Annotated in this window: 14 protein-coding genes; 8 read left to right on the top strand and 6 right to left on the bottom strand. The window is 65.8% G+C overall.

The window, feature by feature from the left end; all coding sequences use genetic code 11:
* Positions 1 to 110: 110 nt before the first annotated feature.
* From menD to V3C33_14115, 6 genes are all read right to left on the bottom strand, one after another.
* Positions 111 to 1,856: a 2-succinyl-5-enolpyruvyl-6-hydroxy-3-cyclohexene-1-carboxylic-acid synthase gene (gene menD / locus V3C33_14090; GenBank protein XAS66611.1), complete on the bottom strand. Its 1,746-nt coding sequence runs from the start codon at positions 1,854 to 1,856 to the stop codon at positions 111 to 113.
* A gap of 29 nt (positions 1,857 to 1,885) precedes the next feature.
* Complete coding sequence (argS, locus tag V3C33_14095; protein XAS66612.1) at positions 1,886 to 3,673, bottom strand: arginine--tRNA ligase; 1,788 nt, start codon at positions 3,671 to 3,673, stop codon at positions 1,886 to 1,888.
* Positions 3,674 to 3,859: 186 nt separating this feature from the next.
* The gene (locus tag V3C33_14100) at positions 3,860 to 5,947 is read right to left on the bottom strand and encodes a PhoX family phosphatase (protein ID XAS66613.1); all 2,088 of its coding nucleotides are present in this window, start codon (positions 5,945 to 5,947) and stop codon (positions 3,860 to 3,862) included.
* A gap of 82 nt (positions 5,948 to 6,029) precedes the next feature.
* Entirely contained in the window at positions 6,030 to 7,064 is a 1,035-nt protein-coding gene (locus V3C33_14105; GenBank protein ID XAS66614.1) for an o-succinylbenzoate synthase, read from the bottom strand.
* 116 nt (positions 7,065 to 7,180) lie between these two features.
* Positions 7,181 to 8,533 (bottom strand): sensor histidine kinase, encoded by a 1,353-nt coding sequence (locus V3C33_14110; GenBank protein XAS66615.1) that lies wholly within the window; start codon positions 8,531 to 8,533, stop codon positions 7,181 to 7,183.
* Positions 8,526 to 10,097, bottom strand: coding sequence for a BTAD domain-containing putative transcriptional regulator (locus tag V3C33_14115; protein ID XAS66616.1), 1,572 nt, complete (start codon positions 10,095 to 10,097; stop codon positions 8,526 to 8,528). Before V3C33_14115 ends, V3C33_14110 begins: the two co-directional genes overlap by 8 nt.
* Positions 10,098 to 10,552: 455 nt before the next feature.
* Here V3C33_14115 and V3C33_14120 point away from each other — a divergent pair, with 455 nt between their 5' ends.
* The 8 genes from V3C33_14120 (at position 10,553) to V3C33_14155 (ending at position 16,670) form a co-directional block, all read left to right on the top strand.
* Complete coding sequence (locus V3C33_14120) at positions 10,553 to 12,148, top strand: HAMP domain-containing sensor histidine kinase (GenBank protein XAS66617.1); 1,596 nt, start codon at positions 10,553 to 10,555, stop codon at positions 12,146 to 12,148.
* Positions 12,145 to 12,912 carry a response regulator transcription factor gene (locus V3C33_14125; GenBank protein XAS66618.1) on the top strand — a complete coding sequence of 256 codons (768 nt, stop codon included), beginning with the start codon at positions 12,145 to 12,147 and terminating at the stop codon, positions 12,910 to 12,912. Before V3C33_14120 ends, V3C33_14125 begins: the two co-directional genes overlap by 4 nt.
* A gap of 77 nt (positions 12,913 to 12,989) precedes the next feature.
* A complete protein-coding gene (locus V3C33_14130) occupies positions 12,990 to 13,532 on the top strand; it encodes a hypothetical protein (protein XAS66619.1) in 543 nt (180 codons plus the stop codon).
* Between the two features lie 32 nt (positions 13,533 to 13,564).
* On the top strand, positions 13,565 to 13,900 hold the full coding sequence (locus tag V3C33_14135) for a hypothetical protein (protein XAS66620.1): 336 nt from the start codon (positions 13,565 to 13,567) through the stop codon (positions 13,898 to 13,900).
* Positions 13,901 to 13,969: 69 nt separating this feature from the next.
* Positions 13,970 to 14,305 (top strand): metalloregulator ArsR/SmtB family transcription factor, encoded by a 336-nt coding sequence (locus V3C33_14140; GenBank protein ID XAS66621.1) that lies wholly within the window; start codon positions 13,970 to 13,972, stop codon positions 14,303 to 14,305.
* Between the two features lie 35 nt (positions 14,306 to 14,340).
* Positions 14,341 to 14,844: an SRPBCC family protein gene (locus tag V3C33_14145; protein ID XAS66622.1), complete on the top strand. Its 504-nt coding sequence runs from the start codon at positions 14,341 to 14,343 to the stop codon at positions 14,842 to 14,844.
* 110 nt (positions 14,845 to 14,954) lie between these two features.
* Positions 14,955 to 15,737 carry a hypothetical protein gene (locus V3C33_14150; protein ID XAS66623.1) on the top strand — a complete coding sequence of 261 codons (783 nt, stop codon included), beginning with the start codon at positions 14,955 to 14,957 and terminating at the stop codon, positions 15,735 to 15,737.
* A gap of 42 nt (positions 15,738 to 15,779) precedes the next feature.
* On the top strand, positions 15,780 to 16,670 hold the full coding sequence (locus V3C33_14155; protein XAS66624.1) for a phosphatase PAP2 family protein: 891 nt from the start codon (positions 15,780 to 15,782) through the stop codon (positions 16,668 to 16,670).

Below are 16,670 nucleotides of genomic sequence, written 5' to 3' on the forward strand. Positions count from 1 at the left end.
CTGACGACGCCCACAATTCCTGATGAGGCCCAGAAAGGCTGACGATGCGGGTATTCGAGACTCGTCAGGTAATTCGCGAGTCGACAGTCGGAGGTGCGTCGCGGGGCAGGCTACTTCGGGGCGAGCACCCCTGCGACGGCAACGCCAACTGCGGCCTTGATCCGGGCGTGCAGCTCGCGGAGCCCGTGCCGGTCCGTGCGCACCTCGATGATGCTGCGGCCAACGAACGGTGCGGCCAGCGCTTCGGCGAGTCCCGCCGTCGTGCTTACTGAGCAATGTTCGACGCCGTACGCTGCGGCGAGTGCCGCGATGTCCGCTGTGTGGGGGGTGCCGAAGAGGCGCTCGACGGCGTTTCCATAGCCGGCTGCCTCCTCCACGGCACCGTGTTCCAGGAGCTTGAAGATGGCTCCGCCGGCATCGTTCAGGATCACGATCCGCAGCTGAGGCTCCGATTCTCCGGTGCCAAGGAGGAGCCCGCCGGCGTCGTGTAGGAAGGTGACGTCGCCCAGCAGCACTGTGGTCTCCTGAAGTCCGCCTAGAGCGATGCCGGTGGCTGTGGAGATGGTGCCGTCTATGCCGGCAAGGCCGCGGTTGGCGAACACCGTTGCCTGCGGCCCGGAGGCGGGCTGGCCCGCGAGGTCGACGTCCCGGATGCCGTTGGAGGACCCCAGCACCAGCTGGCCGTCAGAGTGCCGCCACACCAGAGCGCCCACTGACGGGCCTGTCGCAGGCGCTGAGCTGGAAAGTATTCCATCCAGGGCATGTTGCGCGGCGGCGCCTGCCAGTAGCCAGGCGTCCAGCCAAACGGAAGAGCCGCGGCCCGAAAAGTCAGCGAGGTCTGCCAGGTTCTCCAGTGGAAGCTCGGTGCGTCGGCCGGGCTCGTACCAGGCCACCGGGACCGGCTGGTAGAGGGCCGAGGGCACGTCGGCACGGGCCAGCAAAGACGAAACCGGCCGGGACAGAGTGGGCCGCCCGAACACCACCACCCGTTCAATCGGCAGCGCAGCATCGGCTCCGAAGTGCGCCAGCAGCAGCCGGTAGGGACCCACGGCATTCGGCCCAAACCTGGCATTGGAAGAAGGCTCCGCCAGAAGCGGCAGGCCATGGGCGCGGGCGAAAGCCTCGGCGACCGGCCCGGCGTCGTGCCCTGCCAGAACAACGGTGCGCCGCTCCGGCAGCTCCGCAGAAGCGTGCGGCAGGTCCAGGGCTTCCAGAGTATGCCCGATCCGGTATGTATTGCGTTCAGGCGAGTCCGGCAGCCGTTCCCCTGGCCCAGGAACCAGCGGATCCCGGAACGCCAGATTAATCTGCACGGGCCCGGGTGCAACATTCGAGAAGGCACCGGTGGCCGCGGACAACGCCGTCGCGACCGCACGCTGCGGGCTGTCGCCGGCCGGGACGTCCGCGGCGAAACGCACATGCTCGCCGAAGAGGTCCAGCTGGATGGTGGTCTGGTTGGCGCCGGTGCCGCGCAGTTCCTCCGGCCGGTCCGCGGAAATGACCACCAGCGGAACGGCGGCGTGATTGGCCTCCATCACGGCTGGCAGCAGATTTCCGACGGCGGTCCCGGACGTGGTCAGGACGGCGGCCGGAGCGCCGGTGGAGAGGGCAAGGCCCAGCGCCGTGAAACCTGCAGAGCGCTCGTCGATCCTGACCAGCAGTTCCACGCGCCCGGCAGCCTCAGCTTCGGCCAGCGAGTAGGCCATCGGGGCAGACCGCGACCCCGGCGACACCACCACGTAGTGCACCCCGCCGCTGAGCAGCGCGTCCACGGCAATCCGTGCAGCGGCCAGCGCGTTCAGGGCAGGCGGGGACGCAGCAGGGGCAGGTTCAGAGGGCTCGCGCTCAGCAGTCACCGAACCAGTCTGCCACCAAGCGGGAGGGGCTACATGTTCTCCGGCGTCTCGATGCCCAGCAGCGCCAGCCCGCCGGAGAGCCTGTGGAGGATCAGGACACACAGCGCCAGCCGCGACTCCCGGACCGAATCTTCAGCCTGGAGCACCGGGCACTGGTCATAGAACGCAGTGAACAGCTGCGCGAGCTCGAACAGGTACGCACACAACCGGTGCGGCTCCAGCAGCTCGCCCACCTTCTGCAGGGTCGCGTGGTACTCAAGGAGGTGCAGTGCCAGCGCGCGTTCGGCAGGTTCGACGACGGCGATCGCCGCTGCCGCCGAAGACTCACCTTCCGGCCCAGTCACTGCCCCCGACTTCCGCAGGATGGAGCGTATCCGTGCCGCAGCGTACTGGACGTAAGGGCCGGTGTTGCCGCTCAGCGCGAGCATACGGTCGAAGTCGAAGACGTACTCTGTGTCGTGCCCCACCGAGAGGTCGGCGTATTTGACGGCGCCGATGCCCACCTGCCACGCCGTTAAGGCCCGCTCCTCGTCAGTCAGCTCCGGCCGGCCGGCCTCGATAACCAAACGCGCCCGGTCCACGGCTTCCTCGAGCAGCGCCATGAGCCGGACCGGGCTGCCGGAGCGTGATTTGAGGATCCTGCCGTCCTCGCCCAGCACATTCCCGATCTGCACATGCGTGGCATCCACCGTGTCCGGCAGCCAGCCGGCGTCGCGCGCGGTGGCCATGACCATGCGCAGGTGCACATTCTGCGGCGCTCCAACCACGTACAGGATGCGGTCGGCCTGAAGGTCCTGGACGCGGTAGCGGATGGTGGCGAGGTCCGTGGTTCCGTAGCCATAGCCGCCGTCCGACTTGCGAATGATGAGCGGCAGCGGCTGGTCGTCGCGGCCCGTGAATCCGGCAGGGAACGTGCACAATGCACCCTCGCTCACCCGGGCGATCCCGCGGTCCTCGAGCTCCTGGCACAACTGTGCCAAAACAAGATCGTAGGAGCTTTCGCCGGCGATATCGGCATCGGTAAGCGTCACGCCGAGCTCGGCATAGATCGCGTTGAAGTAGCGTTTCGACTGCGCTACCAGCCGGCGCCATACCGCCAGCGTCTCCTCGTCCGCGGACTGAAGTGACACCACGCGGAGGCGCGCCCGGTTGGCAAATCCCGCATCAACACCATCGGAAGCGTCGAACTTTGCCCGCGCGGCCCGGTAGAAAGCGGTGGGATCGTCCACCAGCAGCTCCGCCTCCGGTGAATCCTCGCCCACCTCCAGCCAGTGTTCGATCAGCATGCCGAACGGCGTGCCCCAGTCGCCGATGTGGTTCTGCCGGATCACCGTATGCCCCAGCGCCTCGAGCACCCGCACCAGCGAATCGCCCACGACGGTGGTACGCAGGTGCCCCACGTGCATTTCCTTCGCGACGTTCGGGGAGGAATAGTCGACGACGACGCGCTGGGCCGTCGCTTCCGGCGCGCCGCCCGCCGCGGCCGAGGCCGAGGCCGCCGCCGAGCCGGCCACCGTCGGCTCTGCGTTCAGCAGCTCTTCGATCCAGGTGCCGTCGAAGGTGAGGTTGATGAAGCCTGGGCCGGAGATCTCAACCGCGGTGCAGATGCCGTCGAGCTCCAGGGTTTCGACGATCTTCGCGGCGGTGTCCCGGGGCGGCAGGCCCACCTTTTTGGCGAGAGCCATGGCGGCGTTGATCTGGATGTCCGCGAACTGCGATGGCCGGATCACGGGATCGGTTGACCGGAAGTCCTCGCCGAACGCTTGGGCAATGGCTGCCTGGACTCTGGGGACAACGATCTGGGCCGGGTTATTCACACTGCCCAAATTATCAGTCCCTCCCCGCCAGAACGTCCCCGTACGGAACTTCCGTCGCAAACGTTCCCGCAGCTTTCGCGCTGGCAACGCAAACGCCCCCGCACTTCCCGCCGCGTGAACGGAAAGAAGTGCGGGAGCGTTGCCCAAAAACCTGCCAAAGCCAGGAGCGTTTGGAAGGAGCAGCTCTTAGCCGCGGAACACCTGGATCACGGCCGGGCGCGGGGCGCGCACCTGGCCACGCTTCGGCGTCGAACCGGCCGCAACATAGTCCGGGAAGAAGGAGTGCTGGTCCGCGAAGGAGCCTTCCTCGCCAGGGTGCTGCACGGAAACGAACACACTGCGCTCTTCGTCGTGGACGATCGGGCCGCAGGTCTCGCTTTCGCGGGGCACGGCCAGGAACTGCTCCACCCTGCCACGCTCGGCGCCTTCAAGGGTGACCTTGAACAGGCCGTCTGCCTTGCCGATGCCCGTGGGGGCACCGTCGGTGGAGATCCACAGGTTGCCCACGGAGTCGAATGCCAGGTTGTCCGGGCAGGAGATAGGCGAAACCCGGTCCACCGGGAAGCCGGAGAAGTAGGTGACATCGCCCGTCGAGGGGTCGCCGCAGACCATCAGCAGGTTCCACGCAAAGGTTGTGGAGGTCTGGTCGCCGGTTTCGGTGATTTCCACAATGTGGCCGTCGCGGTTGGCGTTACGCGGGTTGATCTCGGTGGCGCCTTCCTTGCCGGCCTTGCCGCGGTCCGAGTTGTTGGTGCAGGCTACGTAGACCTTGCCGGTCAGCAGGCTGGGCTGAACGTCTTCACAGCGGTCCATCTTGGTGGGGCCCACCTTGTCTGCGGCGAGGCGCGTGTAAACCAGAACTTCCTCGACCGACATCCCGGCCACGGCCGAGGCGCCGCCCACCACGAGGGGCAGCCATTCGCCGGTGCCGTCGAAGCCGCCGTCTGAGGGCACGCCGCCAACGCCGTCGATTTCGGCCGCCGGGGAGCTGCCGGTGAACTTGGCAACGTAGAGGTCGCCGTCGGACAGAAGGGTCATGTTGTGCTTGCGATCGCCTTCCCGGTACTTGTCCTTGGAGACGAACTTGTAGAGGTAGTCGAAGCGCTCGTCGTCGCCCATGTAGGCAACAACGTGGCCCGAACCGGCCACAATCACGTTGGCGCCCTCGTGCTTGAAGCGGCCCAGGGCCGAGCGCTTCTTGGGGGTGGAGGTGGGATCGAAAGGATCGATTTCCACGATCCAGCCGAAGCGGTTGGCCTCGTTCTCGTAGCCGGCGTTGCGGGTATCAAAGCGGGGATCGTCCAGTTCCCACTTGCGGGCAGTGGCCGACGACGACAGGCCGTAGCGCTTGTCACCGGCGGACGTGCCCGGGGAGACGAAGTAGCCGTTGAAGTTTTCCTCGCCGGACAGGATGGTTCCCCACGGGGTGGTGCCGCCGGAGCAGTTGCCCAGGGTGCCCTTGATGGCTCGGCCGGAGGGATCGGCCACGGTCCTGACCAGCGCCGAGCCGGCGGCCGGGCCCGTCAGTTCGTACGTGGTCTTGTTCAGGAAGCGGCGGTTCAGCTCCGCGCCCTTCACATAGCTCCACGGCTTGTTCTTGTTTTTGCGCTCCAGCTCCACCACGGACAGGCCGTGGGCTGCGGCGCCGATGGCCCGTGCATCTGCGGCCGGAGTCGAGGCCGGGAACATGATGTTCTCGTTGGTGTATTCGTGGTTGGCGAAGAGCACCGCGCGGCGGTCCTTGCTGCCCGGAATCGCGATGATGTCCGAGTAATCGTTGTTGTAGCCGAATTGCAGCTCCTGCGTTGCGGCAGTCTGGTTGTTGATGTCGAAGTCCGGTGCCGACTTGAAGATGGGGTCGCCCCAGCGGATCACCGGCTGCCACGTGAAGCCTTCGGGCACAGTGACGGCGTCGACGGCGGCATCAACCGGCGCGATGGCCGTGAACTTCAGTTTCGACGTTCCGGCCGCACCGCCGGCGTTCTTCGCGGCGGCGGAAAGGCCGGTGCCGCCGTCAGCCACGGCCGAGCCGGCAGAGGAGAGAGCCCCGCCGAGGACGACGGCGAGCGCACCGGCCGCGCCGAAGCCCAGGGCCGCGCGGCGGGACATGGTGGCGGAGGCGATGTCGCGGAAGTAGCTGTTGGAGCTGGTGTTGCAGACGGCGCCGGAGCAGGCGTTGTCGCACTTCAGCGCACAGGTGACGGCACTGCGCTTCCCTTTGGTGTGGCCGAGCATGGGCAGCAGGACAGGCTTTCGCCCGGTCGTTTCAATCATGGGGTGGTACCTTCCAGGGAGTGAATTTCGTCCCGCCCACCCTTTCAGCCGGAAACTACGCCCGGAGGTCTCTTCAGTGAAGTTATGGTGAACTCCGGCCAGCAGCCACGGCCAGTTCGGCATGCACGCGGCGGAGCCGTTCGAGCCACCACCCCTGGCGCCCAGGAGACGCGGCGTACTGCTCAAGCAGCGCGGCGTCGGCGGCGACATCACGCAGGCGGATGGCGCCGTCGTCGGCCACCAGGGAATCCCGCGTGACATCTCCGGCGAGCAGCGACACCGTCCCCAGCCCGCACGCGTACGGCAGTTCCGGCAAGGCGGCGGCGAGCGCCAGCCCGGCGCGGATCCCCACCGAGGTGTCCAGTGCAGAGCTGACGACGGCGGGGAGGCCTGCCTGCGCCACAATCTCCAGCGCGCGCCGCACTCCCCCAAGCGGCGCGGCCTTCACCACGATCAGGTCCGCGGCACCGGCACGGGCCACCTTGAGGGGGTCGCTTTCCTTGCGGACGCTCTCATCGGCGGCGATCAGGACCGCTGTGCCGGCGGCGCGGAGCCGACGGCGGACTTCCGCCAGTCCGTCAATATCCGGCACCGGCTGCTCGGCGTATTCAAGCCCGACGCCGGCCAGCCGGGTGAGTGCCTCCACCGCCTGCCGTACGTCCCAGCCGCCGTTGGCGTCCACGCGGATGGCGGCGTCCGGGAGGGCCGCGCGGACAGCGGCCACCCGGGCGGCGTCGTCGTCGAGGGACTGGCCGCTCTCGGCGACCTTTACCTTGACGGCGTCCACCCGGCCAAAGCGAGCCAGGACGTCCGGAACCTGCGCGGCAGGCACGGCCGGAACCGTGGCGTTGACCGGGATGACGTCCCGCCGCGGTGCCGGAAAACCGTGCCATCCGGCTTCGATGGCGGAGGCCAGCCAGCGGGATGCTTCGGCATCGCGGTATTCGGGGAAGGGGCAGAACTCACCCCAGCCAACAGGGCCCCGGAGCAGCAGGGCCTCGCGCTCCATGATGCCGCGAAACTTCACCCGCATGGGCAGGCTGACCACGGAGGCAGCGGCCAGCAGCTCGTCCAGTGACGGGAGATCGGGGGGCTGAACGGCTGCGTGGGCGGGCATGATTTCACTCTACCGGGCGCCAAAGCCGGGGCTTCCGCGCCGATTTCGCTATGTGGAAAACTCCGGCAGAGGCACGGCGCGGCAGAAGGCCGCGCCCGGGAGAGGAGGAACGGCCGCTATTGGACGGGCAGCAGCGCCGTGCCGAAACGGGCGATCACGGTGGTCCCCGCACCCAGGGTGGACGTCACCTGGAGCGTGCCGCCGGCTTCGCGGATGGTGTTCCTCATGATCTGCAGGCCCATGTGACCTTCGGGGGCACCGGCGCCCTGATCGAAGCCGCAGCCGTTGTCGTGGATGCGGATTTCCGCCCGGTTGCCGTCCTGGCGCAGGCGGACCTCGGCGTTGCAGGCCCGGGAGTGCTTGGCGGTGTTCGCCAGCGCTTCCCTGGCCACCCGGTAGAACATGGCGGTGCGGTCCCTGTCCAGAGCGCATGTGGAAGGGAGCTCCAGCTTCAGGCTGATGCCGCGCTCCTGGAGCGGATTCCCCAGCCTGGCCAGAGCATCCGAAAGTCCCATCCGGTTCAGGTCCGGCGGATACAGTTCGGTGGTCATGGCGCGGAGATTGCGGACGTTCTCCTGCAGGATGTGCCGGGCTTCCGCGAAGAGCGGCTGCTGGCTTTCCGAGCCATGCAGCTCCTCGGATTCCAACACATAAGAGAGCCCGGACAGGTCCTGGATCACCTCATCGTGCAGGTCCCGGGCAATGCGCTGCCGTTCCAGGTCCGAGGACTCAATAGCGCTCCGGAGCAGGCGGCTCCGGGCGGCGTCGTAGGCCTTGATGCGGCGCGCCATCCGCACGGCAGGCAGGAGCTGCGCCAGCTGCAGCACAGCCAGGGCCAGCAGGAACGGGGGAATCATGCCCACCAGGACCAGGCCCTCCACATGTCTGACCCGGTCGCCCACATAGTAGGTCTCCACCACGAGGGGCTGGCCGTTGACGGCCCGGGAGTGGGTCAGGGATTCCACCAGCTCTCCGGAGCCGGCTTCAAACTCGTGGTCCTCGCCCTCATGCGATTTCAGCGTTGCGGGAACCTCGGCGCCCGTCATGGCTCTCAGTGTCTCTTCAGAAAGCGAAAACTTCCTGCCGATCAGGGCGGGGAGGTCCGAATACACGATGCGCCCGTCCCCGTCCCAGACCTTGATCCGGAATACGGATCCTTTGTCCAGCCAGGGCTGCATCCGCTGGTCCAGCCGGTTGATGGCGGCCGGGTCACCGGCCTGGACTGCCTCGGTCACCAGGGGTGCGATGACATGGTCCGCCAGGCGCTGGGCGGACTCACTCACATTTTCCAGGGCCTGCCCTTCGGCCTGGGCCCTGATCCAGAAGGCCACGGGAGTGGCCACCACCACCAGCGCTATGAGTCCCATCATGAGGAAGCCGCGGACGGCTGAATTGACCTCGGATCGTTCGGAGGCGTTGGTTTCGTTTCGGCGTAGCAGTTTGGGCGTCGAGAGCGCCTGCTTAGCCATGGGACGGCTGCTCAATCATGCCGCGCCGTGATGCCACCATCACTGATTCAAGCTGCGAATGCGTGCCCAGCTTCGCGAAGATGGCCTTGACGTAGCCGCGGCAGGTGTTCAGCGAGATGTCCAGCTTGGAGGCCACATCCTTGGAGCCGTGGCCGCTGGCCATCAGCCGGAGGACATCCAGCTCCCGCGGTGTCAGGACCGGTGCGCCGGCGTCTGCGGACTGCGTCTGGTGTGCGGGGGCCGCGCCCAGCTGCGCCAGCAGCGATGGGTGAACCACCATGTTTCCCGCCCGTGCGTGGCGGACGGTATCCAGCAGGGTGGCCAGTGAGCCGCCCTTGGGAAGGAAGGCGCAGATGCCCATCGAAGCAGCCTGCCGCAGGGTCTCCGGCGTCGGGTCCCCGGTCAGCATCACGATCCGCGTCCGGGGTGCGTGCGCCAGGATCCGGGCCGCGGCGGTGATGCCGTCGCCGTCGGGCAGATGGAAGTCCATGATCACCACTTCAGGATTCAGTGCCATGCTCTGTTCCACGCCGCTCTTGGCCGTCGTGGCGGAAGCCACGCTGCGAAGATCCGGCTCCCTGTCCAGTGCGGCCGTCAAGAGCTCCGTGAACGTGCGGTGGTCATCGACGGTCAAAATTCTGATTTCCCGCGTGCGGTTGACGCGGAGGGCGGGCGTCTCTCCGTCGGTGGAATCGCGCAGCTCGTCTTCGGTGGCTGCGGTGGCTTGCAGCAGGCGGGCGTGTGCCTCCCGCAGCGCCGGCCCCGGCTGGCAGCCGATTTCCTTGTCCATGATCCGGCGGCACCGGCCATAGGACCGCAGAGCTTCCAGGTATTGGCCGGATTGTTCGAGGCCCAGAACCAGGAACGTCCATGCCCGTTCATTGAGCGGGTCGTCAAGCAGCAGCTCGTTGGCCAGTGCCATGGCCCGTTGCGGCTGTCCAACGCTGATTGCCGCCTCAGCGGCCCGTGCCTTTACACTCGCTACCTGTGCTGCGTGGAGGGCGCGTTCTTCTTCCGCCCAGGCCGGAAGCAGTTCATCGCCCAGCAGCGGCTTGGAGGCTACTTCGAGTGCTTGCTGGAGAAGGGCGTACGTTTCCTGCGGGGTTGCCCGGCCGGCCCGCCGCAGGAGTTCGTCGAACCGGTCCAGATCGAGGTCAACCATTCCCTTTTCGATCAGGTAGCCGCCGGTCACGGTCCGCAAAGGGCCTGCTTTGCCGGTGCCTGGCTGGAGATGACGCCGAAGGACGCTGACGTAGCTTTCGAGGGTGGACAGGGCCTCGGCCGGTGGCTGGCCGCCCCACAGAACCTCGATCAGGTGGTTCTTGGATACCGGCGTCCCCAGCTTGAGCAACAGGATCTCCAGCACCTGACGGGGCTTGGGGCCCCCCAGATCGTGCGACCCGATAACCACTCCCCCACCACGCACCTGAAGCGGACCAAAGATACTGATGGACAGGCGCCCGGACAGTGCCCCGGAACCGTAGCCCGCTGCGGGGACATCTATTTGGTCAGCTTCCGCATCCGTTGACCAGTGGGCTGTTTCTGTAACGTCTAGTGACTGCATGATCTGAGCACCTGCGATTCACATGGAATGATGTTGCCCCATCTTTACCAATCCGCGGGGCCAGTACACGAGTAGCGAGTACTCGACTTCCCGGGGGGCCACTACTTGTTTTCCCCTGCACTGGCCTGAGCCATTCCCCGCACGGCCGGTTGAAGCCGTTGCACGATTGGGGGGTGGCGGGCAGCACCGTGCGAACTGGAAAGCCAAGTTTTTCCCAAGGCTGCCCCGCTACGGTGGCTGGAACCGCATACCCGGCGGTATGTCCGCCTTTCCTCCCCTGGGGTGGAACCGTCCGAACACCATGAGATGGATGACCCAATGAAGCGGAAACCAGCACTTCCGGGTACTTCCAAGTATTCCAAGTACTCCGGGCACTCCCGGTGCAACCGGCGGAAGGAAAACCCCGCCGGGACCGCTACCTGTCCCCATCCGCAAATAGTTCGGCCGGTAATCCGGTGAGCCACGTCAGCCTGCTGAGGGCGGAAATGCGCTCTGTCCGCTTCCGTGTGCTGGCCACCCTCCTGTCGTTTATGGCGGTGGGACTGTTTGTCTCCGGCGCCGCCACCCATGCGGTCCAGCTGGGCAGCCTCAATGACCGGGTGAACCAGGAGCTGCTGTTGCCGGCCGGGAATCTGCGCCAGCTGGCGGATCAGGCTCCACCGGGCTCCGGTGCAGGAAGCTACTCCTCCCTGGATGAACTGTTCACCGCATTTCTACGCAGCGGGGCGCGCGGAGGGTATGAATCCGTGATGACCATCGTCCGCAGCGGCAACACCATCATGCCGTCAGGGGACCAGCCCACCAATCTCAATACCCGTGCGGTGGTGAAGTCAGTCTGGGGCCGGTACGTTCCCGGGGAAACGGTGCTGCAGGACATGAGCATTGACGGCAGAACGGTGCGGCTGGCCATCACCTCGGTATCGCTGGCCGGCCGGCCGGGTGACGGGGTGCTGGTTGCCTCCAATGAGATAGGGATGCAGCGGGAACAGATCCTGGGTTCCATGTGGATCTACGCGGCGGCCTCGGTGGCCACGCTGCTGACGGCCGCGATTGTGGGATCCCTGGTGACGGGCCGTCTGTTGAGCCCCATCCGCCGTCTGCGCGAAGCCACCGAGAACACTACGTTCGAGGACCTGACCAAACGAGTTCCGGTTCCGTCCAGTAACGACGACGTAGCCCAGTTGGCCATGAATTTCAACCACATGCTGGAACGGCTGGAGACAGGGTCCGCGAACCAACGCCGCTTCGTGGATGACTCCAGCCATGAACTGCGCACCCCCTTGACCATCATCCGCGGCAACTTGGAGCTGCTCCGGACCGGGGATCCGGAAGATGTGGAGCAGACCAGAACCCTGCTTCTCGATGAGCTGGACCGGATGCAGGTTCTGGTTGACGATCTGCTGGTGCTTGCCCGCAGCGGCCGCCCTGACTTCGTTTCCCCCGACTGGATTGACGCGGATGTTTTTGTGGAGGACGCCATGGACAGGATCAGGGTTCTTGGCCCCCGCCGCTGGGAAATCGACAGCAAGCCCGGGGGGCTGATCCGTGCCGACCGCCGGAGGCTCACCCAGGCAATTGAGCAGCTGGCAGCTAATGCGGTGGCGTTTACAGGTGAGGACGACCGGATTTCGCTCGGCGCGGCTTGGGCGGAAACCGACGACGACGGCGGCCCCCGGAGCGGTGCGCCGGCGAGCCTCACGAATATCCTTGAGATCTGGCTGTCGGATACGGGCAGCGGCATCCCGCCAGAAGAGCACGAACGCATTTTCGAACGATTTGCCAGGTCCAGCACGGCAGCCGCCACAGACGGTTCCGGCCTGGGCCTGTCCATCGTCAAGGCGATTGCCGAAGCCCACGGCGGCACGCTTCGCGTGGAATCGGCGGCGGGCGAGGGCAGCATGTTTGTGCTGTCCATACCGTCCAGCAGCGGAGACAGCAGCCCGGACAGCGCCGGTCCGGCAAAGAGGCTGACCGGAGGCCCCGCGAAGAACCTGGCAAAGGGCCACGCAGCCGACCCCCACGAAATGGCCGACCACGGCGGTGCGGCGTGACGCGGATCCTGATCGCGGATGACGAGCCCCGCATCTCCAGTTTCATTGCCAAAGGCCTCACGGCTGCGGGGTTCACCACCACCTGCGTGGAGGATGGCGTCCGTGCCCTGGACTACGGGAGCAGCGGTGAATTCGACTTGCTGATCCTCGACATCGGCATGCCCAGGATGGACGGTTTCGCTGTCCTTAAGGCTCTGCGTTCCATGCGTGCCACGCTGCCGGTCATCATCCTGACAGCAACGGATTCGCTTCAGAATACGATTGCGGCGCTCGACGGCGGCGCGGATGACTACATGACCAAGCCGTTCCGTTTCGAGGAGTTGCTGTCCCGCGTGCGGCTGCGGCTGCGGGGACGTCCCGGGTTCCCGGAGCCGCAGGCCCTGAGTTGCGGCGACATGAGCCTCGACGTCGATTTGCGCACGGCGGAGGTCGCTGGCCGTACGGTGGAACTCTCCGCCAGGGAGTTTGTGATGGCACGGACGTTTATGGAAAACGCCGGAAAGGTGCTCACCCGGGAGCAGCTGCTGAGCCGCGTGTGGGGCTACCACTTCGACGGATCCTCCAACGTGGTGGACGTTTACGTGCGGTACCTGCGGCACAAGCTGGGCCGCGGACGGATCCTGACAGTCCGAGGAGCGGGATACCGCTTCATCTGCTTGCCGGATGCGTCCGCCCTCCCCGGCAGCGCGGTGCCGCCCACCGCCGAGCCGGACTATGCGGAACCCGGCGCCGCAGGGACTGCCCCCGGGCCGATCGGCAGATGAGAAGACTCTCACCCAAGTCTCATTCCGGCCTCACCTTGTTCGGCCAAAGTGGAAGCATCAGAGAAGAGACGATTCCAATGAAGAAGTGGTACCTGTTGAGCATTCCGCTGATTGGGCTTTCCAGCATTTCCGTGTGGGTCGAGGCCAACGCTGGGCCGCCGGCGATCAAGCAACCCGGGGTTGTTGCGGAGTTCCCTTCCGGCCAAGGCACGGGGCTTGATATGGATGGTTCCGCCTCTTGGCGCGTGGCAGGCCCCACCGCCCCGGCCACCCGCCCTCCTTCACCGTCAGCATCTGCCACACCGGCCAAGAACACCTCGCCATCTGGTGACGACGACAATTCAGGCGATGTGAAACTCGTCCACGAGGATCTGGTGACTTCTCCCCCCGCCGCCCCTGCGGCGCAGAACGACGACGGCACTGATGACAGGGGCCGGGGATCCGGCAGCGGCAGCGGCAGCAGTGGCAGCGGCAGCAGTGGCAGCAGCAGCGGCAGCAGCGGCAGCAGCGGCAGTGGCGGCAGTGGCAGTGGCGGCAGTGGCAGTGGCGGCAGCAGCGGCAGCAGCGGCAGCGGCAGCGGCAGCAGCAGCAGCAGCAGCAGCAGCAGCAGCAAAGACTGAAATTAGCCCTACGGAAACCGAAGGAGCCCCAAATGCTAAAGGATGCGCATGAACTTTACGAATCCGAAGCCCCTGGACAATGGGTGTCCCCGGCTTCATGCTTGGCTTCGGACATGGGACCGGACTATCCGGTGCTCCACCAGCAGGTCCTGGACATCATTGACAAGGTCCTCGCCGATTCAGCGCCGGAGCATTCCGAGGTCCGCCGCCGGCTGCTGCAGCATCTCGCCGAGAACCCGGGCAGGCCGGAACAGGCGCTGCTGGATCACATCAGGGACCGGAACAACCGGCGTGGCAGGCGAACCGCGCTCGAGCCCGGACACCAGGGGTCGGTGACGCAGCTGCCGCCGACATCCCGGCACGACTGAACTCTCCGTACATCCGGAGCGCGCTCGCGGCTTATTGAACATATATCTATATGGGTATAGAATTCCGTTATGGCGCGAGCAGCAACCACAACAGATGCGTTCAACGCCGTGGCCGAGCCCCGGCGGCGGGAGATCCTGGACGCGCTCACTCGCGGGGAACGCCCCGTGAATGAGCTGGTGGCGCTGCTCGGCCTTGCCCAGCCCCACGTATCCAGGCACCTCCGGGTGCTCCGCGAAGTGGGCGCCGTGGATGTGCGCGACGAAGGCCGGCAGCGGTTGTACCGGCTCAATCCCGGGGCTCTCAAGCCCATCCACGACTGGGTGTCCAGCTATCAGCACCTCTGGGCCGAGCGGTTCGAGCTGTTGGACGATGTGCTGGACGACCTCAAGCAGGAAGACCAATAGCCGCAAGGCGTTGGTACGGCAAAAGGAGCAGGGAAATGTCGGAAACAGCAAGCGGAACGGTCACCGTGACCCTTCCCGCTGACAATGAAATCCTCATCACCCGGACGCTCAACGCGCCGAGGCATCTGGTCTACAAGGCATGGACCACCCCCGAGCTTGTCCGGCGCTGGTGGAGCGGCCGTCGGGGCACTATGACCGTCGCCGAGATCGATCTGCGGGTGGGCGGGAGCTGGCGGTATGCGCTGGTGACGGACAACGGGTTCGAAGTGGCGTTCCACGGTACCTACCGTGAGATCGTCCCCAACGAGCGGATCGTCAACAGTGAGGTATACGAAATGCCCGGCGAGGAGGAGATGCCGGACTCACAAGCACCGCTCAACATCGTTACGTTCGAGGAAGTGGGCGGGCGCACCAACCTCACCCTCCTGGTGCGGACGGGCAGCAAGGAGCTCCGGGACCTCATCGCCAACTCCGGTATGGAAACCGGTATGCGCGAGCAGTTCGAACTCCTGGAAGAGCTCGCCTCCTCGCTGGGTTAAGCGCTGCCAGCCGGCAACCCGCCCACGGCCGCTGCCGGCAACCACCCGGCTGCACATCTTCCAGAACCGAATCTCTTCCGGCATCAGCCCGTGGGCTTTATGCTCAGTCCATGACTCGCACCCGGATTTCTGCAGCCGTGCTGACGGCCCTAGTACTGGCGCTGGCGGCCTGTTCTGCCCCGGCGCCGGCACAGGAAACACAGGCAAGCACCGATGCCACGGCGCCCAGCGTGCCGGAGGATCCCACGGTCAAACCTGAATCAGTGGTGAAGCATGCCCTCTACTTCAAGCTGTCGCCGGAGAAGAAGTCCCAAATTGACCGGCTGGCTGCCCTGAGTCTGGATGAGTTTTACGCGCAGCCGCTGCTTGACCAGCTCACGTATGCCAAGTTCATCCGGGACAACAACGGGCTCATCACCAAGTACCAGCTGGCCAAGGACGGTGGTGCCGAATACAAGAACCTGCTGGACAAGGCGGTGGCACCTGCGGCATCGAATACCGCCGAACAGGTGATCATCGAGAACCAGGTGAATCTGGAAATCGCGTTCACCCTTGTTCCCTGGGACAAGACGCTGGACAAAGCCAACGCGCAGAAAATGACGGTCCTGAACGCAGCCGAGGGCTCGCAGGTTTTCCGTGCCGTGAACACAGCAATCGCGGCGGGCACCGGCGGCCTCAAGGCACAGGCGATCCCCAAAGTTTCCGCCCAGCGCAAGGGCACCCTGAATGGCAGCCCCGCCATTATCTACAACACTGTCCTCAACGGCACCATGTCCCAGACCACCAAGAAACTCGTCAGATTCGCGGACATAGATGGCAAGCCGCGGCTGACCTGGCAAACCATCCGGACGGTCAAATCCGGGGATCCCGGATTCAACTCCTCCGTCAAGTAGCGTTCCTAGGCGCCTCCCAACTTTCTGTGGCACCCTGAACTGGTGACTTTCCAGAACCAGACACGTGCGGCCAGGGGCACGGGCTTCCTATTTGCCCTCGCCACTCTGGCCTGCATCACGGGCCTCATCGCCACGTACTTCTACTTTGTGCGCACCACCACCGGGCAGTTCATCGATGAATCAGCCTTGGTGGAGGCCGTGGATCTGCATGGTCCGGCCGGCAAGGCTGCCACGGAGTTCCTGGACTGGCTGCCCACCATCTCACTCGTGATAGCCGCCGTCGTGGTTCTTTTTGTCACGGTCATCAGGCGCCGCTGGACCGCCGCCGGGATTGCCGTTGCGGCGTGCGTCGGCGCGAATGTGGCCACGCAGGTTCTCAAGGAGCTGCTGCCGGTCCGGCCGGACCGCGGAGTGGTGACGCTGGAACTCAACTCGCTGCCGTCCGGGCACACCACGCTGGCTGCCTCGGCTGCGGCTGCAGTGTTTCTGATGGCATCGCCGCGGTGGAGGCCGCTGGCGGGTTTTGCGGGCGGCACCTTCGCCATCGTTTCCGGAATCTCCACACTGGTCAACCAGTGGCACCGGCCGGCCGATGTGGTGGCCGCGTTCCTGCTGGTGGGCGCTTTCATGATTCCCGCGGGCTGGCTGATTATCCGGACCGGCGGCGCGTGGAACGTGTGGGAGGGTTTTGGCCGGCACTGGGGATCGTTGCGGCTGTGGGTCACCATCCCGGTGGTTCTGGGACTGGCGTCGGGGGCGGTGGCCGTGTATTCGCTGGCCAGGATTGCCCCCGGCCCGGACCAGGGAGGCAGCGCCACCAACTACTTCTGGGCCGGAATTTCGCTCATTGTGATCGCCGGGTATCTGGCCACCGTGGCCACCACCTCGCTGTTCGCGTTTGCAGCACGACGGCGGGACTCACCTCGGCGCTGA

This window comes from Micrococcaceae bacterium Sec5.7 (assembly GCA_039636785.1).
Taxonomy (GTDB): Bacteria; Actinomycetota; Actinomycetes; order Actinomycetales; family Micrococcaceae; genus Arthrobacter.

What these genes read in the sequence shown, in the direction of transcription:
- V3C33_14115 (XAS66616.1), bottom strand. Translation starts at nt 10,097, where the DNA reads ATGCAGTCACTAGACGTTACAGAAACAGCCCACTGGTCAACGGATGCG.
- V3C33_14130 (XAS66619.1), top strand. Translation starts at nt 12,990, where the DNA reads ATGAAGAAGTGGTACCTGTTGAGCATTCCGCTGATTGGGCTTTCCAGC.
- V3C33_14100 (XAS66613.1), bottom strand. Translation starts at nt 5,947, where the DNA reads ATGATTGAAACGACCGGGCGAAAGCCTGTCCTGCTGCCCATGCTCGGC.
- V3C33_14110 (XAS66615.1), bottom strand. Translation starts at nt 8,533, where the DNA reads ATGGCTAAGCAGGCGCTCTCGACGCCCAAACTGCTACGCCGAAACGAA.
- V3C33_14140 (XAS66621.1), top strand. Translation starts at nt 13,970, where the DNA reads ATGGCGCGAGCAGCAACCACAACAGATGCGTTCAACGCCGTGGCCGAG.
- V3C33_14105 (XAS66614.1), bottom strand. Translation starts at nt 7,064, where the DNA reads ATGCCCGCCCACGCAGCCGTTCAGCCCCCCGATCTCCCGTCACTGGAC.
- V3C33_14150 (XAS66623.1), top strand. Translation starts at nt 14,955, where the DNA reads ATGACTCGCACCCGGATTTCTGCAGCCGTGCTGACGGCCCTAGTACTG.
- V3C33_14145 (XAS66622.1), top strand. Translation starts at nt 14,341, where the DNA reads ATGTCGGAAACAGCAAGCGGAACGGTCACCGTGACCCTTCCCGCTGAC.
- V3C33_14135 (XAS66620.1), top strand. Translation starts at nt 13,565, where the DNA reads ATGCTAAAGGATGCGCATGAACTTTACGAATCCGAAGCCCCTGGACAA.